The organism is Gluconobacter potus, assembly GCF_015244705.1.
GTDB lineage: Bacteria > Pseudomonadota > Alphaproteobacteria > Acetobacterales > Acetobacteraceae > Gluconobacter > Gluconobacter potus.
The window spans coordinates 18,181-33,670 of sequence record NZ_JABCQF010000007.1 but is presented as its reverse complement, the minus strand read 5'-3'; the positions used below and the strand labels follow the sequence as shown (position 1 = coordinate 33,670).

The 15,490-nt window shown below is 60.3% G+C and carries 13 protein-coding genes; 7 read left to right on the top strand and 6 right to left on the bottom strand.

The features are described 5' to 3' along the window. Positions 1–218 precede the first annotated feature (218 nt). Complete coding sequence (locus tag HKD31_RS10875; protein ID WP_194265136.1) at positions 219–2,147, top strand: hypothetical protein; 1,929 nt, start codon at positions 219–221, stop codon at positions 2,145–2,147. A gap of 130 nt (positions 2,148–2,277) precedes the next feature. Continuing rightward, on the top strand, positions 2,278–3,570 hold the full coding sequence (locus HKD31_RS10870) for an MFS transporter (RefSeq protein ID WP_194265137.1): 1,293 nt from the start codon (positions 2,278–2,280) through the stop codon (positions 3,568–3,570). Between the two features lie 61 nt (positions 3,571–3,631). Here HKD31_RS10870 and HKD31_RS10865 read toward each other — a convergent pair whose 3' ends face one another. Continuing rightward, positions 3,632–4,243, bottom strand: a complete 612-nt coding sequence (locus HKD31_RS10865) for a YceI family protein (RefSeq protein ID WP_194265138.1) — start codon at positions 4,241–4,243, stop codon at positions 3,632–3,634. Positions 4,244–4,281: 38 nt separating this feature from the next. After that, positions 4,282–5,088, bottom strand: coding sequence for a DODA-type extradiol aromatic ring-opening family dioxygenase (locus tag HKD31_RS10860; RefSeq protein WP_194265139.1), 807 nt, complete (start codon positions 5,086–5,088; stop codon positions 4,282–4,284). Between the two features lie 105 nt (positions 5,089–5,193). Here HKD31_RS10860 and HKD31_RS10855 point away from each other — a divergent pair, with 105 nt between their 5' ends. Beyond that, on the top strand, positions 5,194–6,105 hold the full coding sequence (locus HKD31_RS10855) for a LysR family transcriptional regulator (protein ID WP_194265140.1): 912 nt from the start codon (positions 5,194–5,196) through the stop codon (positions 6,103–6,105). A 21-nt stretch (positions 6,106–6,126) separates the two neighbouring features. Here the strand turns inward: HKD31_RS10855 and HKD31_RS10850 are convergent, their stop codons facing one another. The 3 genes from HKD31_RS10850 to HKD31_RS10840 form a co-directional block, all read right to left on the bottom strand. Further along, positions 6,127–7,815 (bottom strand): M28 family metallopeptidase, encoded by a 1,689-nt coding sequence (locus HKD31_RS10850; RefSeq protein WP_194265141.1) that lies wholly within the window; start codon positions 7,813–7,815, stop codon positions 6,127–6,129. 15 nt (positions 7,816–7,830) lie between these two features. Beyond that, positions 7,831–9,345: a hypothetical protein gene (locus HKD31_RS16080; protein ID WP_228120561.1), complete on the bottom strand. Its 1,515-nt coding sequence runs from the start codon at positions 9,343–9,345 to the stop codon at positions 7,831–7,833. Positions 9,346–9,464: 119 nt separating this feature from the next. Continuing rightward, positions 9,465–11,591, bottom strand: coding sequence for a M3 family metallopeptidase (locus HKD31_RS10840; RefSeq protein ID WP_194265142.1), 2,127 nt, complete (start codon positions 11,589–11,591; stop codon positions 9,465–9,467). Between the two features lie 214 nt (positions 11,592–11,805). Here HKD31_RS10840 and HKD31_RS10835 point away from each other — a divergent pair, with 214 nt between their 5' ends. The 4 genes from HKD31_RS10835 (at position 11,806) to HKD31_RS10820 (ending at position 14,216) form a co-directional block, all read left to right on the top strand. After that, the gene (locus tag HKD31_RS10835; protein WP_062455544.1) at positions 11,806–12,141 is read left to right on the top strand and encodes a hypothetical protein; all 336 of its coding nucleotides are present in this window, start codon (positions 11,806–11,808) and stop codon (positions 12,139–12,141) included. Positions 12,142–12,257: 116 nt separating this feature from the next. Continuing rightward, a complete protein-coding gene (locus tag HKD31_RS10830; RefSeq protein WP_041112298.1) occupies positions 12,258–12,758 on the top strand; it encodes a hypothetical protein in 501 nt (166 codons plus the stop codon). An 82-nt stretch (positions 12,759–12,840) separates the two neighbouring features. Further along, positions 12,841–13,590 carry a hypothetical protein gene (locus HKD31_RS10825; protein WP_194265143.1) on the top strand — a complete coding sequence of 250 codons (750 nt, stop codon included), beginning with the start codon at positions 12,841–12,843 and terminating at the stop codon, positions 13,588–13,590. Further along, a complete protein-coding gene (locus HKD31_RS10820; protein WP_194265144.1) occupies positions 13,587–14,216 on the top strand; it encodes a hypothetical protein in 630 nt (209 codons plus the stop codon). Before HKD31_RS10825 ends, HKD31_RS10820 begins: the two co-directional genes overlap by 4 nt. Positions 14,217–14,236: 20 nt before the next feature. Here HKD31_RS10820 and HKD31_RS10815 read toward each other — a convergent pair whose 3' ends face one another. After that, the gene (locus HKD31_RS10815) at positions 14,237–15,421 is read right to left on the bottom strand and encodes a serine hydrolase domain-containing protein (RefSeq protein ID WP_194265145.1); all 1,185 of its coding nucleotides are present in this window, start codon (positions 15,419–15,421) and stop codon (positions 14,237–14,239) included. Positions 15,422–15,490: the final 69 nt, after the last annotated feature.

The window sequence follows — 15,490 nt, the reverse complement described above, 5'->3', positions numbered from 1 at the left end:
ACCCATAGAAGGATAGTAAATATACTTCCATGAAGCGTGGTAAGTTGTTATTCTGATCCATAAATAATGTGTAATTTTCGTTATTTTTGAGATATATCAATTTTCAAACTTCCGTGAACGCGTAAGTCTCTCCTGACGGGTAGTGCCCATCGACATGCCCGGCATGGCGGTCGGGTACCTGATGGAATTCCTTGGACGGATTTTAGGAAGGGAAAAGTGTGTCTCCTCTCGGTGGCCTGAAGATCACGGGAAATTACCTGCCCAGACGGTACAGACTGCTTCTGGGTGCTGTCTTCTTCATTGGCTCCCCCCTTCCTGCCTTTGCCCAGAGCGCCGACGACCAGGAACTGGCCGCGATCAAGGCGGAGATGCGCATGCTCGAAGGCCGCCTTCAGGCCATCGAGCAACGCCGCCATGCAGGCTCGTCCTCCCATGCGGCCCGTCCGAATGCCCCGAAAACCTCCGTCGCGCGCAGGATGCCGATAAAGGGCGAGACCCCAAAAATCGAAACCGCCCGCGCGGCAACATCGCCGTCCTCTCCGGCCAGAAGCATTCCCCGCCCCAGCAGCGGGATCATGCCGGTTTCAACAGCAGGCTTCGCTCCGGACAGCGTCACGGCAGCTCCCGCAACGGTCCCGACGACACCGATCGTTACACCGGCCCACCAGACACCGCCGCCGCTGTTCCAGTGGCTGGGCAACCAGCACAACGAGGCGCACCGGACATCCATCGACCTGACATCGTCCAGTCCGCTCGCCATTACCCAGACGGAAGTGGATCATCTTCCGCCGGTCTTCCAGATCGGCAATCTGACGGTCAGGCTGGGTGGATTCATCGATTTCTCCAACATCTGGAGAAGTTCGAACATGACGAGTGGCCCTGCGACGGCGTGGAACAATTTTCCGTATGTCAACAGCCCCAATCACGGGCTGAGCGAAGAGCGTTTCTCGGCGCAGCTCACCCGTTTCTCCACGCTTCTGGAAGCCAATCCGACCAAGTCCGTGCGTCTTCAGGCTTATGTCGAAAGCGATTTCGGCGGGTCTGGCGGGACGACCAACAGCGTGCAGATCAACGGTTATACACCCCGTCTGAGGCTGGGATATTTCACTTTCACGGAGAAGGACTGGGGACTGCACGTCCTCATGGGCCAGGCCTGGAGCCTGACGACCAATTACGCCAAGGGCGTCATTCCCCGTCAGGAACAGCTTCCGGCCGTTACGGATAACAACCAGATCCCAGGCATCACCTTTACCCGCGTGCCGCAGATCCGCATTGCCAAGGACTGGGACAGGAAATACTGGCTGGCCCTGTCGATCGAGGATCCTCAGGCGACAGTCGGTTTCTCCGATGCGCTCAGTTCGGGCGGAACGCTTCCCGCGAGCTACGGACATCTCACCGGACCGACAGTCTATTACGCCAATGCCGGTGGCGTTCTGCTGAACCCGAACACGCAGTACAGTTACAACCCCGCGCCCGATATCGTTCTCAAGACGGCGGTTGATACGTCATTCGGGCATTATGAGGTCTTTGGCCTTGCCCGCTGGTTCCGTGGACTGGTTCAGCCGGCTGGCGAGAACCATACCCACAAAAGCACCCAGTTCGGCGGTGGCGTGGGCGCTGGCATGACCGTGCCGCTCGGGACCGACAAGCTGCAGCTGACCGGAAACGTGCTCGCCGGTCAGGGTGTGGGGCGTTACGGGCCCAGCCTCATTCCCGATACGACCTTCGATAGCAACGGCAATCCCACTCCGATCCCGGAAATCATGGGTTCGCTCGGGCTGGTCGGGCATCCGGCACGCTCCGTGCTGCTTTATACCTATGGCGGTGTGGAGAGCGCGGGACGCCGCACCTATCTGGGCGCCGATGGCATCCAGCATGGCTATGGCGCGACGGACCTGAACCTCTCCGGCTGTGAATACGAATTCGGAACGTGCTCTGCCCAGACAAGAACGCTGGCCTCCCTGACGACGGGCGGCTGGTGGCACTTCCTGGACGGCCATTACGGCAGTGTCATGGGCGGGCTTCAGTACACCTATATCCGGAAGTTCGCCTTCAAGGGCAATGACGGCGCGGATCATGCCGTCGACCCCACGACTTACGGACATACGGTGTATGTGACCTTCCGTTATTACCCCTTCCAGCAATAACATCTGGTGAAATATTCACATTACCTGACAAATCATTCCAACCGGCAAACACGCTTTTTTCAAGACTTTCGCGCCCTCACAGTCATGGTTTCCGGTCTGACAGGCCAGCCATGACACTCTGGAGAATTTCATGTCTGGCACAACAACTCAGGCGCCGCCCAAGCCCCTGAATCCGTCCCCGACGCAACCGCAGAAACTTCAGCCGCTTTATGTGCTGTCGTGGTTCCTGTGCGCGCTGTTCTACTTCTATCAGTATGCCATCCGTTCCGCCCCCGGCATCATGCAGGATGAACTGACGCAGGCCTGGGGTAACAGTCATCTCGGCCTGATGATCGCGTCCTATTATATCGTCTATGCTCTGATGGCCCTTGCCGTGGGCGTGCTGCTGGACCGCTATGGCGCCCATGCCATCATGCCGATGTTCATTGCCATCACGGGCGTGGGCTGTCTGATCTTCGGCCAGGGCAGCCTGGTTGCGGGTATCGGCGGTTACATCATTCAGGGCATTGGCGCGATCTGTGCCTTCGTCGGCGCGTCCTATGTTGCGGCACGCTATCTTCCGGCCCGGACGCTGGCGCTTTTCGTCGGTCTGACGCAGTGCATGGGCATGGCCGGGGCCGCTTTCGGCTCCAAGCCGACGCGCATCCTGATCGATCCGCATGGGTCGTTCCACATCCCCTGGCAGTCCGTCTGGCTGGGTTTTGGTGTCATCGGGCTCCTGCTGGCTGTGGCAGTCTTTTTCGTCATGCCGCGTGATACGGGTGACAGCGCCCAGCACCATGGCGATGTTTCCATGGCCAACCTGCTGCGGCCCTTCAAGATCATCTTCTCCAACCCGCAGAGCTGGATTGCCGGTCTTGCTGGTGGCTTGCTCTTCGTGCCAACCACGATCGGTGCCCTGGGCTGGGGTGCGCTGATGCTGAGCAAGGGCGAGCACACGACGATGGGCTTTGCAGCCACGGATGTGTCGATGGTCCCCATCGGCTGGGTCATCGGCTGCCCGCTTCTGGGCTGGATTTCGGACAAGATCGGCCGTCGCAAGCCCGTCCTGATCGGCGGTGCGCTGGTGCTGCTGGCGGCGTCGCTCTGTGCGCTCTATGTTCCGGTCGGCGTTATGCCGCACTACTCCGTGGCGCTGGTCATGGGTATCGCGTCCGGTGCGGCCATGATCCCGTTCTCCTCGATGAAGGAAGTCAATCCGCCCGAGGTCAAGGGAACGGCCGCCGGTGTCATGAACTTCCTCGTGTTCGGCACGACCGGCATCATGTCGCCGCTCGTTTCCGCCCTGATGGGCAAGGATGCGCCGGAGACGATGGAACAGTTCCATACGGCCTTCCTACCGCTGGTCATCGGCATCGGAATTGCCATTCTGCTCGGCTTCCTGCTCAAGGAAACCGGATGGAAAGTCCACAAGACCTCCTGAGTTTTCCGGACAGTCTGAAAAAGAAAACGGCCCACGAAAGTGGGCCGTTTTTTTATGCGCGTTATTTCGCGGCAGTCTTCTCAAACGCCCCGGCAATCGTCAGCGTGACGTCATCGCCGACATAGGGGACATATTTCTTCACGCCGAAATCGCTGCGATGGATCGTCGCTTCGGCCTGAAAACCGACCGTATAGGCCTTGTCCATCGGATTGACGCCTGCGCCCACGAAATGGACGTGCAGGACTTCCGGGTGCGTGACGCCATGAAGCGTCAGGTTGCCGGTCACCAGAGCCTCATCCGTGCCCGTGCGGCGGACCTGCGTCGAGACGAAGGTCGCATCCGGATATTTCGCGACATCGAACCATTCACTGTTCTTGAGTTCACCCGTCAGAACCGTGCTGGTGGTTGAAATGCTCGAAACCGGGATGGTCACGTTCAGGTGCGAGGCCTCCGGATGGGCCGTATCAAGCTGAAGCGCGCCGGTGACGCCGGAGAGCTGGCCGGAATAATAGGTGAAGCCGAAATGCAGCACGGAAAAACCGATCTGCGTATGGCTGCTCTCGACCGTATAGGCGCCGGACTGCACATCAGCAGGGTTGGCGGCATAAGCCGTGGAAGACAGGAGGACGAGAGCGAATGCAGCGCCTGCGCTCTTGAGAAAACGTATTTTCATGATGTCATGATCTTTCTTGATGAAGTGAATTGAGGACATCAGCCAAACCGGAAACCGGACAGGGCCTTCCCCATGACGATATCGTTGTAATCGCGATGACCTGCATCGGTTCCGGCGGCGAACATCAACGGCAGGAGATGTTCCGGCTGAGGGTGGCACTCCCGCGCAAAGGGGGCGTGCTCCCAATCCAGCAGGCTCTGTGTGCGACGAGCGGGCGGAGCCTCGACCGCCTGCTGAAGCCAGGTGTCGAACGCGACGGATCTGGCGTCGGACACGGCATCGGGGCGCATCAGATGGCGCATGTTGTGGTAAGTCATGCCCGTGCCCACGATCAGGATGTTTTCGTCCCGCAAAGGCGCCAGCATTTCCCCGAGTTGCAGGACGCCTGCGGCATCCAGCGACCCTGGCAGGGAAATCTCCACAACCGGGATATCCGCATCGGGAAATGCGAGCATGAAGGGAATGAAGACCCCGTGATCCAGTCCGCGCGTGGCATTTTCTGTACAGGCCATGCCACGCGTGCGCAGAAGATTACGGATTTTCCCCGCCACGATCGGCGCTCCGGGTACGGGATATTCAAGCTGATAGGTGTGGGGCGGAAAGCCGTAATAATCGTAGATCAGCGACGGATGAGCCGTTGATCCGACGACCATACCCTGTGTCTCCCAGTGACCGGACATGACCACAATGCCATCCGGACGACGTGGCAGGGATGGCCCCACGGAACGGAGATAGGCCGCCATGTGGTCCCATGTCGTCCCCCACTCCATGAAGAAGCACGGGCCACCTCCATGCGGCAGGAAAAGAACGGGCTGCCGCGTCGTGTCCTGATCGTTCAGGGTCATGGTGAGTGCCTCCGTTCCGTGCGATGGGACTGATCTTGCCACCCTCACCCGAAAAGAATAATTCCCTGATCCGGGATAAGATCTGACACCAGGAGTGTGAGGTGAATGCTTGATCGCTTCACGGGCATGCAGGTTTTTGCAAAGGTCGTGGCTCAGGGCAGCTTTTCAGGAGCCGCGAGCTCGCTGGGTCTGTCGCAGACGATGGTCACGAAACATATTGCCGCGCTGGAAAGCCGGCTGGGGATCTCGCTGTTCCATCGCAGCACGCGCAGGCTGTCGCTGACGGAACCGGGGCGTCTCTTTTTCATCCGCAGCCAAAAAATCCTGACGGATCTGGAAGAGATGGAACAGGAAGTCTCGGCGGAAAACCAGGAGCCACGCGGGCTTCTGCGCCTGAATGCGCCGGTCTCGTTCGCCATCCGGCATGTCGGGCCGATCCTGCCGGAATTCAGCCGACGCCACCCCCTCGTCACGGTCGAACTGGGGCTGGATGACCGGAGGATTGATCCGATTACCGAAGGATGGGATCTGACGCTGCGTATCGGGCGGATGCCATCGAGCGCGTTGCGGTCGCGCCGGCTGGCGCAGGTCGATTTCGTGGTCTGCGCGGCGCCGTCCTATCTGGAAGAGTGTGGCACGCCCCGCAGCGTTGCCGACCTGCCGAACCACCGCTGTCTGGGTTACACGCTTGGCGACGAGATCAGCAGCGCGCGCTGGAGCTTTGGTCCGAACGGTGAGCGCACGGTGCCGGTGAGCGGTCCCATGCATGCCAATAACGGCGATATCCTGCGCGAAGCTGCCGTGGCCGGACAGGGCATCATCTATCAGCCGACATTCATCGTCTCGGATGAGCTGAAATCAGGTCGGCTGGTTCCGCTGCCGCTTGATGTGCCCGTCATGACGGGGCCGGAACTGCATGCCGTCTATGCTCCGACGCCTCATGTCCCGCTCAAAATCCGGGCGATGATCGATTTTCTGGTCGAACGCTATGGCCCGGTTCCGCCCTGGACGATCTGACGGAACCGGGAAAAGCGTCCCTTACTGAACCGTTTCCGGAGCGTTTTTCTGGCGGATCGCGGCGAATTCCGAACCAGCCTTCCATTGTGGCCAGTCATGGGAGAACGCCACGTCATGCCCGACTTTCCACACGGCCCAGACGTCCTGCGCGGCACCCCGCACATCCCAGTCGGGGCTCCAGGCATCGCAGGCCTGATGGTAGCAGGCCATGTAGGCCGTCAGCCACTTGCCACCCGCTTCCGTTCCGCCCTTCAGAAGATCGAATTTGCCCGCCATATCCATAACCGCAAGAACCGGCACGCCCGCCCGTGCGAAGGGCAGATGATCCGCGCGATAGAACGCGCCACGCTCGGGCATTGCTTCCGGCTGCGCGGTGCGGCCCTGAAGAGCCACGGCGGCAGCGAACTGTTCCTGAAGCGTGTCCTGCCCTGCCCCGATGATGAAGGCGTTATGCGCAGGCCCCGCCATCTGGAGCACGTCCATCGTCAAATTGGCTGCCGTCTTGTCCAGCGGTGCCAGCGGATGAGAGACGTACCAGCCTGATCCCAGAAGACCGCGTTCCTCGCCCGTCCAGGCTGCGAAACGAATAGTGCGGTCAGGCTTCGGTCCGGCCTTGAAGGCCCGGGCGATTTCGAACAGCGCAGCAATTCCCGAACCATCGTCGATCGCGCCACGTCGAATGACAGTGTTGCCCTGCGCGTCGGTGCTCTTGCCGTAAGCGTCCCAGTGGGCACCGAACATGACCGTCTCGTCCGGATATTTCGCACCCGTGATCTTGGCGAGCACGTTCTGGCTTTCCAGACGATCGACTGTGACCGGCAGGTCGGCTGAGAATGTCGCGTGCTTCAGCGTGACGGGACGGAAGCTCTCGGAACGGGCCTTGATGCGCAGGGTATCAAGATCCAGCCCAGCCTGCTGGAACAGTGCGGCCGCGGCCTTGCCTTCAAGCCAGCCCTGCACGGGGACGGGACGGCTTTCGGTGGCAGCATGTTCCACGTCATACGCCTCCCCGCCCGGTGCCACGACGGTGCTCCAGGGGTAGGACGCGGCCGCAGTTTCGTGAATGATCAGGGCAGCGACAGCGCCACGACGCGCGGCTTCCTCGTATTTGTAGGTCCAGCGGCCGTAATACGTCATGGTCTTGCCGCCGAAGCGCCCGGCGACGGGTTCACCGGGAGCCGCATCGAAATCGGGATCGTTGACGAGGAAAACCGCGACCTTGCCCTTCAGATCAACGCCCTTGAAATCGTCCCAGTGGCGCTCCGGCGCATGCACGCCATAGCCCACGAAAACCATCGGAGCATTTTTGACCTGAAGCCGGTCTTCCGGCAGCAGCGTCGCGAGATAGATGTCCTGAAGCTGGATCAGGGGAAGCGTCCTTCCGCCGGTCCGGGCACTGATGGAACCGTTCGCGGCGGTTCTGGTGCGGATCATGGGGACAGTCTGCGTCCATCCGCCGTTTTCACCAGCCGGCTCAAGACCCAGAGCCTTGTACTGTTCGATCAGCCAGGGAACCGTGACCTTCTCCCCTTCCGTTCCGGGAGCACGGCCCTCGAACCGGTCGGAGGCCAGGATCTTCATCGTCTCCGACATACGCGACGGGCTGATCTCGGCTGTCGGGTCGGCATGACCGGCGACCGGAGCGAGAAGAACCGCTGTCAGGGCAGTGGCAAGAAACAGGCTGCGTCGGGGGAATGTCTTCTGTGTCATGGCAAGACCATATCTTCAGTTACGGTTCTGGGAAGAAGAAATCGGACCGGCATCTTTCAGTGCCGCCGGGTCCAGACGATCACGGCGGATATAGACGCTCTTTTCAACCGGATCGCGCTGATAATCCTGTGCGAGTATCTTCAGGACGCAGGGCATGAAATCCGCAGGTGCCCACCTGCCCCACACATGGTAATCATCGAAATAGATGACGGGCGGAAGATCCTGCGGAAGGTCATGGCATAGGTCACGCTCATAGCCGCCCCAGGGGTGACGCGCGTAATCCGCCTCCCATGGCAGGTATTCGTGATATTTCTTCATGGAGAGGCGGCCCGCGTAAATATAGACATCCGGGTTATAGGGAATGACCAGAATGCGTTCGTCCGGGCGGGAATGGGCCTGAATGGCTTTGACGAAACCGACATCCCTGTTTTCGCGGATCGGATGAAAGCCTGCCTGACGCAACTGCTGCCGTGTCATGCCATGCGGTGAGGAGACGGCGTGCCGGACCCCGATGACATAGAAGGCACAGAAAGCGAGCGCGATGCATAGTGCGGCACGGTCATAGGACTGCAACACACGCATCATCATCAGAACGCAGAGTGTGAGCGCGCCCATGATGAATGTTCCGTCCTGAAATCCGAACGCGCCACGCACCTGCATCATCAGAACCGCGCCGATGAGCAGCAGGGCTGCCAGTCTGTGCCGGGATGTTGCGAGAACGAGAATACTGCCGATCACGAAGCAGATCACGGCCAGGGACTGGATCGTGGTATCGGGCCGGAAGGATGGAACAAGGCTGAGAAACAGGGTGCCAAAGCCCACGTCGATATAGGGGGCATAGTAGAACTGGTTGGCAACGAAGTGATAGACGATCATCCCGCCCAGATCGCCGTAAACCGCCATCCAGAGCCCGCTGAGGACGAGTGCCGCACCAGCGCCGAGCAGAACCTGCAGAATCCCGCTCCAGTAGCCCGGGCGTCTTACGGCAATGACGACCAGCCCCAGCAGGACGGCCGTCGGACCGAAGGAATACGCCGTAAGCGGCAGAAGGGCGATGCACGCGCCACCACACCGCGCCTGCCAGCAGCCGACCTTGTCTCCCAGAAGCACCGGAAGAACCAGCAACGCCATGGCCGCCGCAAGCAGATCACCGCCGATGGTCCAGTAACTGTCCATGTTGAACGCCTGGATCGTCCACTGGGCACCCATTGCGACAAGCCATGCCGCAGTCGCAAGGCACCGAGTTGATGGCCTGCTAAGTACGGCGGACAGGAAAACGGCCACGGCGCTGGCCATCGTGCAGACAACCGGGATGAGCCGCATGAGATAGGCGTGGCGGAAATCGGTCACCAGGCCGACGAGCCAGGACAGGGCAAAAATCAGCGGGCCGTGCGCGTCGATATAATCGCGATACAGGATATCGCCCCTGACGATGGCCAGTCCGCCGAGGATGTGGCCAGATTCATCGCCAAAAGGTGGGGCTCCGAGGCCGAAGAAGGTCTTCAGGCCGAAATACAGCACGGCAAGCATAGCAAGGAATGGGCCGCAAAAAGGAAGGAAGCTCATTCTGCGCATGGGTGTCGGCATATTTTTATCCGGAAAGATTAAAGACCGAGAGAAAAGATCAGGTCTTTCCTCCCGGTTTGTGATTACTTGCCCTGTTCGGAAACAAGCCCACGATGCACCAGCATCGGGGTAATGTCCGGGTCGCGGCCGTAGAAGGCGCGGAACATCGGGCCGTAATCCATGGTGTGTCCCTTCGAGAGGATCATGTCGCGGAAGCGCTGTCCGTTTTCACGCGTCAGACCGCCATGCTCCTGGAACCAGGAGAACACGTCCTGATCCAGCATTTCCGTCCACAGATAGGCGTAATAGCCGGCAGAATATCCGTTGGACCAGATATGCAGGAAGTAGCTGGAACGATAACGCGGCGGAACAGCTGCGACGTCCAGTCCCGTGCTGTTCAGAGCATCGCTCTCAAACTTGTCCACGTCCTGCCGCGGTGCCGTCGCGGGCAGGCTGTGCCACTTCATGTCCAGTTCGGCTGCAGCGACGATCTCGCCCAGCGCATAGCCCTGATTGAAGTGTGCGGCCTTGCGGATCTTCTCGACCAGGGCCTTGGGCATCGGAGCGCCGGTCTTGTAGTGCCGGGCGTAATGCGACAGGACCTTCGGATCCAGCGCCCAGTTCTCGTTGAACTGCGACGGGAATTCCACGAAGTCGCGCGCCACGCTTGTGCCGGACAGCGACGGATAGGTCTGGTCCGCGAACAGACCGTGCAGGGCATGGCCAAATTCGTGGAACATTGTCGTCACGTCGTCGGACGTGATGAGCTGCGGCTGGCCAGGGGCCGCCTTGGTAAAGTTGGCGACGTTGTAGATGACGGGCTTCGTCCCAAGCAGTTTGGACTGCCCGACGAAGTTGGACATCCACGCACCGCCGGACTTGTTGTCCCGCTTGAAGTAATCGAAATACATCAGACCCAGCGGAGAGCCGTCCTTGTCATGGACTTCAAAGACCATGACGTCAGGCTGGTAGACGGGGATATCCGTCCGCTGCTGGAACGTGATCCCGTAAAGCTGGTTGGCGGCAAAGAACACGCCATCCGTCAGGACCGTTTTGAGCTCGAAATACGGCTTGATTTCATTCTGATCGAGATTGTACTTCGCGCGGCGCACCTGATCGGAATAATGCTCCCAGTCCCAGGGCTTCAGATCGAACTTGCCGCCGTCCTTGCGGATGGCTTTCTGAAGAACCTCGGCTTCGCGCTTCTGTTCGGCAACCGTGGCCGGGACGAGCTGCTGCATGAAGTTTTCCGCAGCTTCCGGCGTCTTGGCCATCTGATCGTACAGCGTATAGGCGGCGAAATTCGGATAGCCGAAGAGTGCGGCCTTCTGCGCGCGAAGCTCTGCCAGTTCGGCGATCGTGGCGCGGGTGTCGTTCTCGTCGCCCTTCTCGGCACGGGTCCAGCTCTGCTCGAACAGGGCCTGACGGGTTTTACGGTCCGTCAGGGAAGAGAGAGCCGGCTGCTGCGTCGTGTTCTGAAGGGGGATGACCCATTTCCCAGTCAGTCCCCGCTCCTGCGCGGCCTTAGCAGCCGAGGCGATCGTGTTGTCATCCAGACCGGCCAGCGCCTTTTTGCTGTCCACGATCAGGGCGCCGTTCTTGGCACTGGCAATCAGCTTCTGCTCGTACTGGGTTTCAAGATTGGAAAGGCGCGTGTTGATCGCACGCAGCTTCGTCTTGTCCGCTGCCGAGAGCTGGGCACCGGCATGGACGAACTGCTGATAATAGATATCGAGGAGCTGCGCCTGCTCAGGCGTCAGGTTGAGCTTTTCGCGGCGGTCATAAAGGGATTTTACGCGGGCGAAGAGCTTCGCGTTCAGATAGACTTCATCTTCATGGGCGGTCAGGCGGGGCGCTTCCTGGCTCTGCACCTTGTCCAGCGTATCGTCGGTGTTGGCCTGATAGACACCGTAAAACGTCATCTGCACGCGATTGAGGGTCTGGCCCGCGCGTTCCATGGCGGCAATGGTGTTGTCGAACGTCGGCGCTGCGCGGTTGTTGGCGATCGCCTTGATCTCGCGCAGATGCTCCGTCATCCCGCGCTCGAAGGCGGGGGCGTAGTCGCTGTCTGTGATCTGGTCGAAACGGGGGGCCTGATAGGGCAGCGTGCTCGCCGAAAAGAACGGGTTCGTGGAAGCGGCATGCGCTTCAGCGGAAAGGGAAAATGCCGAAACCGCAAGAACTGCGGCAAGCCTGAAATTGAAAGCCATGAAATCGCCTGTAATACTCATGATGATGCCGAACCGTATGGTGTTCAGGAAGGACCGTCAAACGGCTGATCGCGCTACCGAAAGCGTGCGGAAACGGCCAATTGCCGCTTGACGGCATTTTCTCCTTGGTGCGTGCGAAAACTCCTCCCTAGACCGGCAGTGTGTGTTGACACGCCCGCCTTTTCGGGGCGGTTTTTCATAGCTGGAGATGACAATGGACTGGACATCGCTGTTCCAGACAATCCTGCCCTATCTGCCCGCCAAATACGCTGGCGATATTGTTTCAATCATCACCTTTCTCATTGCCGCGGCCGCGCTGGCCCTGCGCTTCTGGAAGCCGCCCGCCAGCACGTCGAAGCTGCTGCCGCTGTTTCGGATCGTGAGCATGATCGCGCAGGCGAAAGGCTGGAATACCAGCGCCTATCAGCCGGGGGCGAAAGCCATCATGGTGCCGGTTGGCTCCTCGCGTGCGAAAGACGCCGAAAAACTGGGGCTGGATGTGGTCTCGACGCATCCGAAGGCCGGTGAGCCGCCCCGTCGCGTCAACTAATTTCAACGTCAGTCATTTCACAGCCGGGCTGACCGTCTGCCGGGTGACAATTTTCATTTTCACGATCCATAGCCGCCCCCTGAGGCGGCTTTTTTCATTTCTGGAGCTTTTTACTGATGCGTAACCGTCTGATCGCCCTGAGCCTTGGCGCCGTTCTTCTGGCGTCCACGAGCGCCTGCACCACCACCGGCAGCACAACCACTTTCAACACCCAGGCCCTGAGCAGTGACGCCGCTGCCATCGCCTATGCGGTTCAGGCCATCGAAAGCATTCCGGATCTGGAAAGTCATCTGTCCGCCACGGACAAGGCGACGTTCGACAACCTGATCGCCCAGATCAAGAGCGTGACGGCACAGGTTGCCGCCAACTCCAGCGGTTCCATCACGGTTACAACCGGCAAGGACTGGGCCAAGAGCCTCGGCACCGATCTGCAGACCCTGCTGGCCATCGCAACGCCGATCGTGAAGGTCTACTCGCCCTCCGCCGCCACTTACATGAGCACGGTGTCCGCGATGATCCCGCTGGTCGAAGCCCTCGCAGGCGTTACGGCCGCCCCTTTCACAGCCACCACGCAGTCGCCGGAACTGATCCGCGCCCGGATCTATCAGGGCGTTTGACGCTCCGTCCGCTTCCTCACCCCGAAGACAGGAGCGGTTCGCCTGAACCGCTCCCTTTTTTATGTTCCTGCCGGAGTTGTCCATGTCCCGATGCCTTGGCAAACGTGCGCCCAAGCATGATCTGCGAACCTACCGTCTGGCGCCCATGCTGGCCGCACACCTTCCCGCCGTTCCCGTGCAGAAGGACTGGTCCGAAGGGGTGCCCTATCAGATGTGGGGCAATGACCGGTATGGCTGCTGCGCCTTTGCTGCCCATGCGGCTCTGACGGCGACATGGACACATGCCGCGCAGGGGCTGGTCGTGCTGTCTACGGACATGGTGCTGAACAATTACGGGGCCGTGACCGGGTTCGATCCGCAGACGGGGGCCCGGGACAACGGAACGGTCCTGCTGGATGAGCTGAACTTCTGGCTGCGTCAGGGTCTGCACCGTCCGGGGCAGACCCTGGATTACCTGACGGCTTACGGCACGATTGATCCGCAGGACTGCGACGGGATCCGTCGCGGCATCTGTTATCTTGGGGGCGTTCTCGCAGGGGTTCAGGTGCCTCAGGGCTTCATGGATCTTCCACTGGGCGCGACCTGGGACTGGAACGCCATTTCCGACCGCACGCCGGTGGGCGGTCATGCCATCGCCCTCGTGGGCTATAATCCTGAAGGGCTTTTCTTCAATACCTGGGGGACGCGGACATTCATGCCGTGGGATACCTTCACGAAGATTGCCGATGAATCCTATGGCCTCCTGTCGCGCCAGAACTGGATCGGTATTCCCGGTACATCGCCTAACGGAGAAGCCTTCGAGGCCCTTCTGGCGGAAGTGAGAGGCGTATGAGCGGCAGGATTTCCTCCGGCCGTTCTGCTCTGGGCCTGCTGGAAGTTGCCCTTCTCGGCGGCTGTTCGGCGGGGTCTCCATCTCCTGTCACGATCAGTGAGGCCATTGCCGGCATCCAGATGGATCTGACGAAAACGGGGGTGGTCAGCACCTCGCATGTGCAGGACTGGACAGTGGAGCAGAAGGCAGGGTTCGACCGGAACGTTCGTGCCCTGCAATGCAGCCAGCATGTTCCGGACCCGGTTGTCGCCATGATGTCCGGGCCGGTTACGCTGTCACTGTCGGGGAGCTTTACGTCCTCGGGCAGCTTTTCGGTCAGCAGCTCCGGCACGCTGCCCGTTTTCGGCCTTCAGGCGGACGCGAACCGTACGAAAGCCCAGACGATTGACCTTCCGGTCCAGTTCGTCCCACTTTCCGCACTGCCGGATGCAGAAATGGCGCGGGAAGTCGGCTATGCCGGTGATCTCCTGTCGCAGAGCGATACCGTGCGTCAAGCCGAAGGGGAAAGGATCAGAACCAGCCGCGATGCCCTGACGCGGCATGTTCTGGAGCTGATCGCCCTGTATCCCGGATCCTGTCCGAAGGATCCGGTTCACCCCTTCGTCGGTGTCCCGCGCGTTCCCTGACACGCAGTTGCGGAAAACTTCTAGACTGGCGCGGAAAGGCCGAGCGCCCTTCCCGCTGCCGTGGCGATATCATGCCTCAGCCGCACGACACTGTGGCCCCCTGACGGATGAACCCGGTTGGTCAGGATCAGCACATAGCTGTCGCTGTCCGGGTCGATCCAGAGAGATGTGCCGGTAAAGCCGGTATGTCCGAAGGAGCGGTGGGAAAACACGTCTCCCCTCGGGGACGAATAATGGGTGTCGATATCCCAGCCCAGTCCCCGAAGTTCCGTTTTTCCTGCCGGCTGCTGCGGCGTGGTCATGAGGATGAGCGTCTCTTGGCGCAGGGGGAAGCGGCTCGGACGTCCTTTCAGGCGATCCAGAAGGGCCTGCGCATAGAGCGTCATGTCCCGCGCATCCGAGAACAACCCGGCATGACCGGCCACGCCCCCCATTCTCCGCGCCGTCGGATCATGCACCACGCCGCGCAGCATGTTGCCCTGCTCGTCATACTGGGTCGGGGCGATAATGGGACGCAGACCGGTCGCCGGAAGATAGCCGGATTCCGTCATGCCCAGCGGTTCAAGAATATTGATCCGGGCATACTGGTCGAGCGGCAGACCGGCCAGCTTTTCGACCAGAAGCCCCAGCATGATGTAATTGATGTCACTATAAACAAACTTCTCGCCCGGTGGATTGGCGAGCGGAGACATCATGGCCCGCCTGACGCCCTCGGCCTTGCCGGTCCAGGGATCGTTCAGGGGAATGTCCGGCGGCAGGCCGGAATAATGGGTCATGAGCAGGCGAACCGAAATGTCGCCCTTTCCATTGGATGCAAATTCCGGAAAATACTGACTGACGCGGTCATCCAGTTGCAGCTTCTGCTGCTCGACCAGTTGCATGACCGCCAGCGCCGTCATGGTCGGCTTGGTGAGGGACGCCATGTCAAAGCGCGTCTCCCAGTCCAGAGGTTCGGACACCGGAGCAAGCGCCCGCTTTCCATAGACGAACCGGTGCACGATCTTTTCATCATGACCGATCGCGACCACGGCGCCCGGAGCTTCGCCTCTTCTGATGGCATCCCGGACGAGAACGTCCACTGCACCGAACGAAGAACCCGGACGCGCGCAGGCGGCCATCTGACTGACGCAGGCCGCAGCCCCTCCGAGCAGGACATGGCGCCGCTTCAGAAAACCGTGCCTTTTTGTGGCGAGCCTCTCCGGCATGTTCCGTATCTCTCCTCTGCCCTGATCCTTTACGGAAAAGAGTAGCGGTTTTTTACGATCACGCAACAG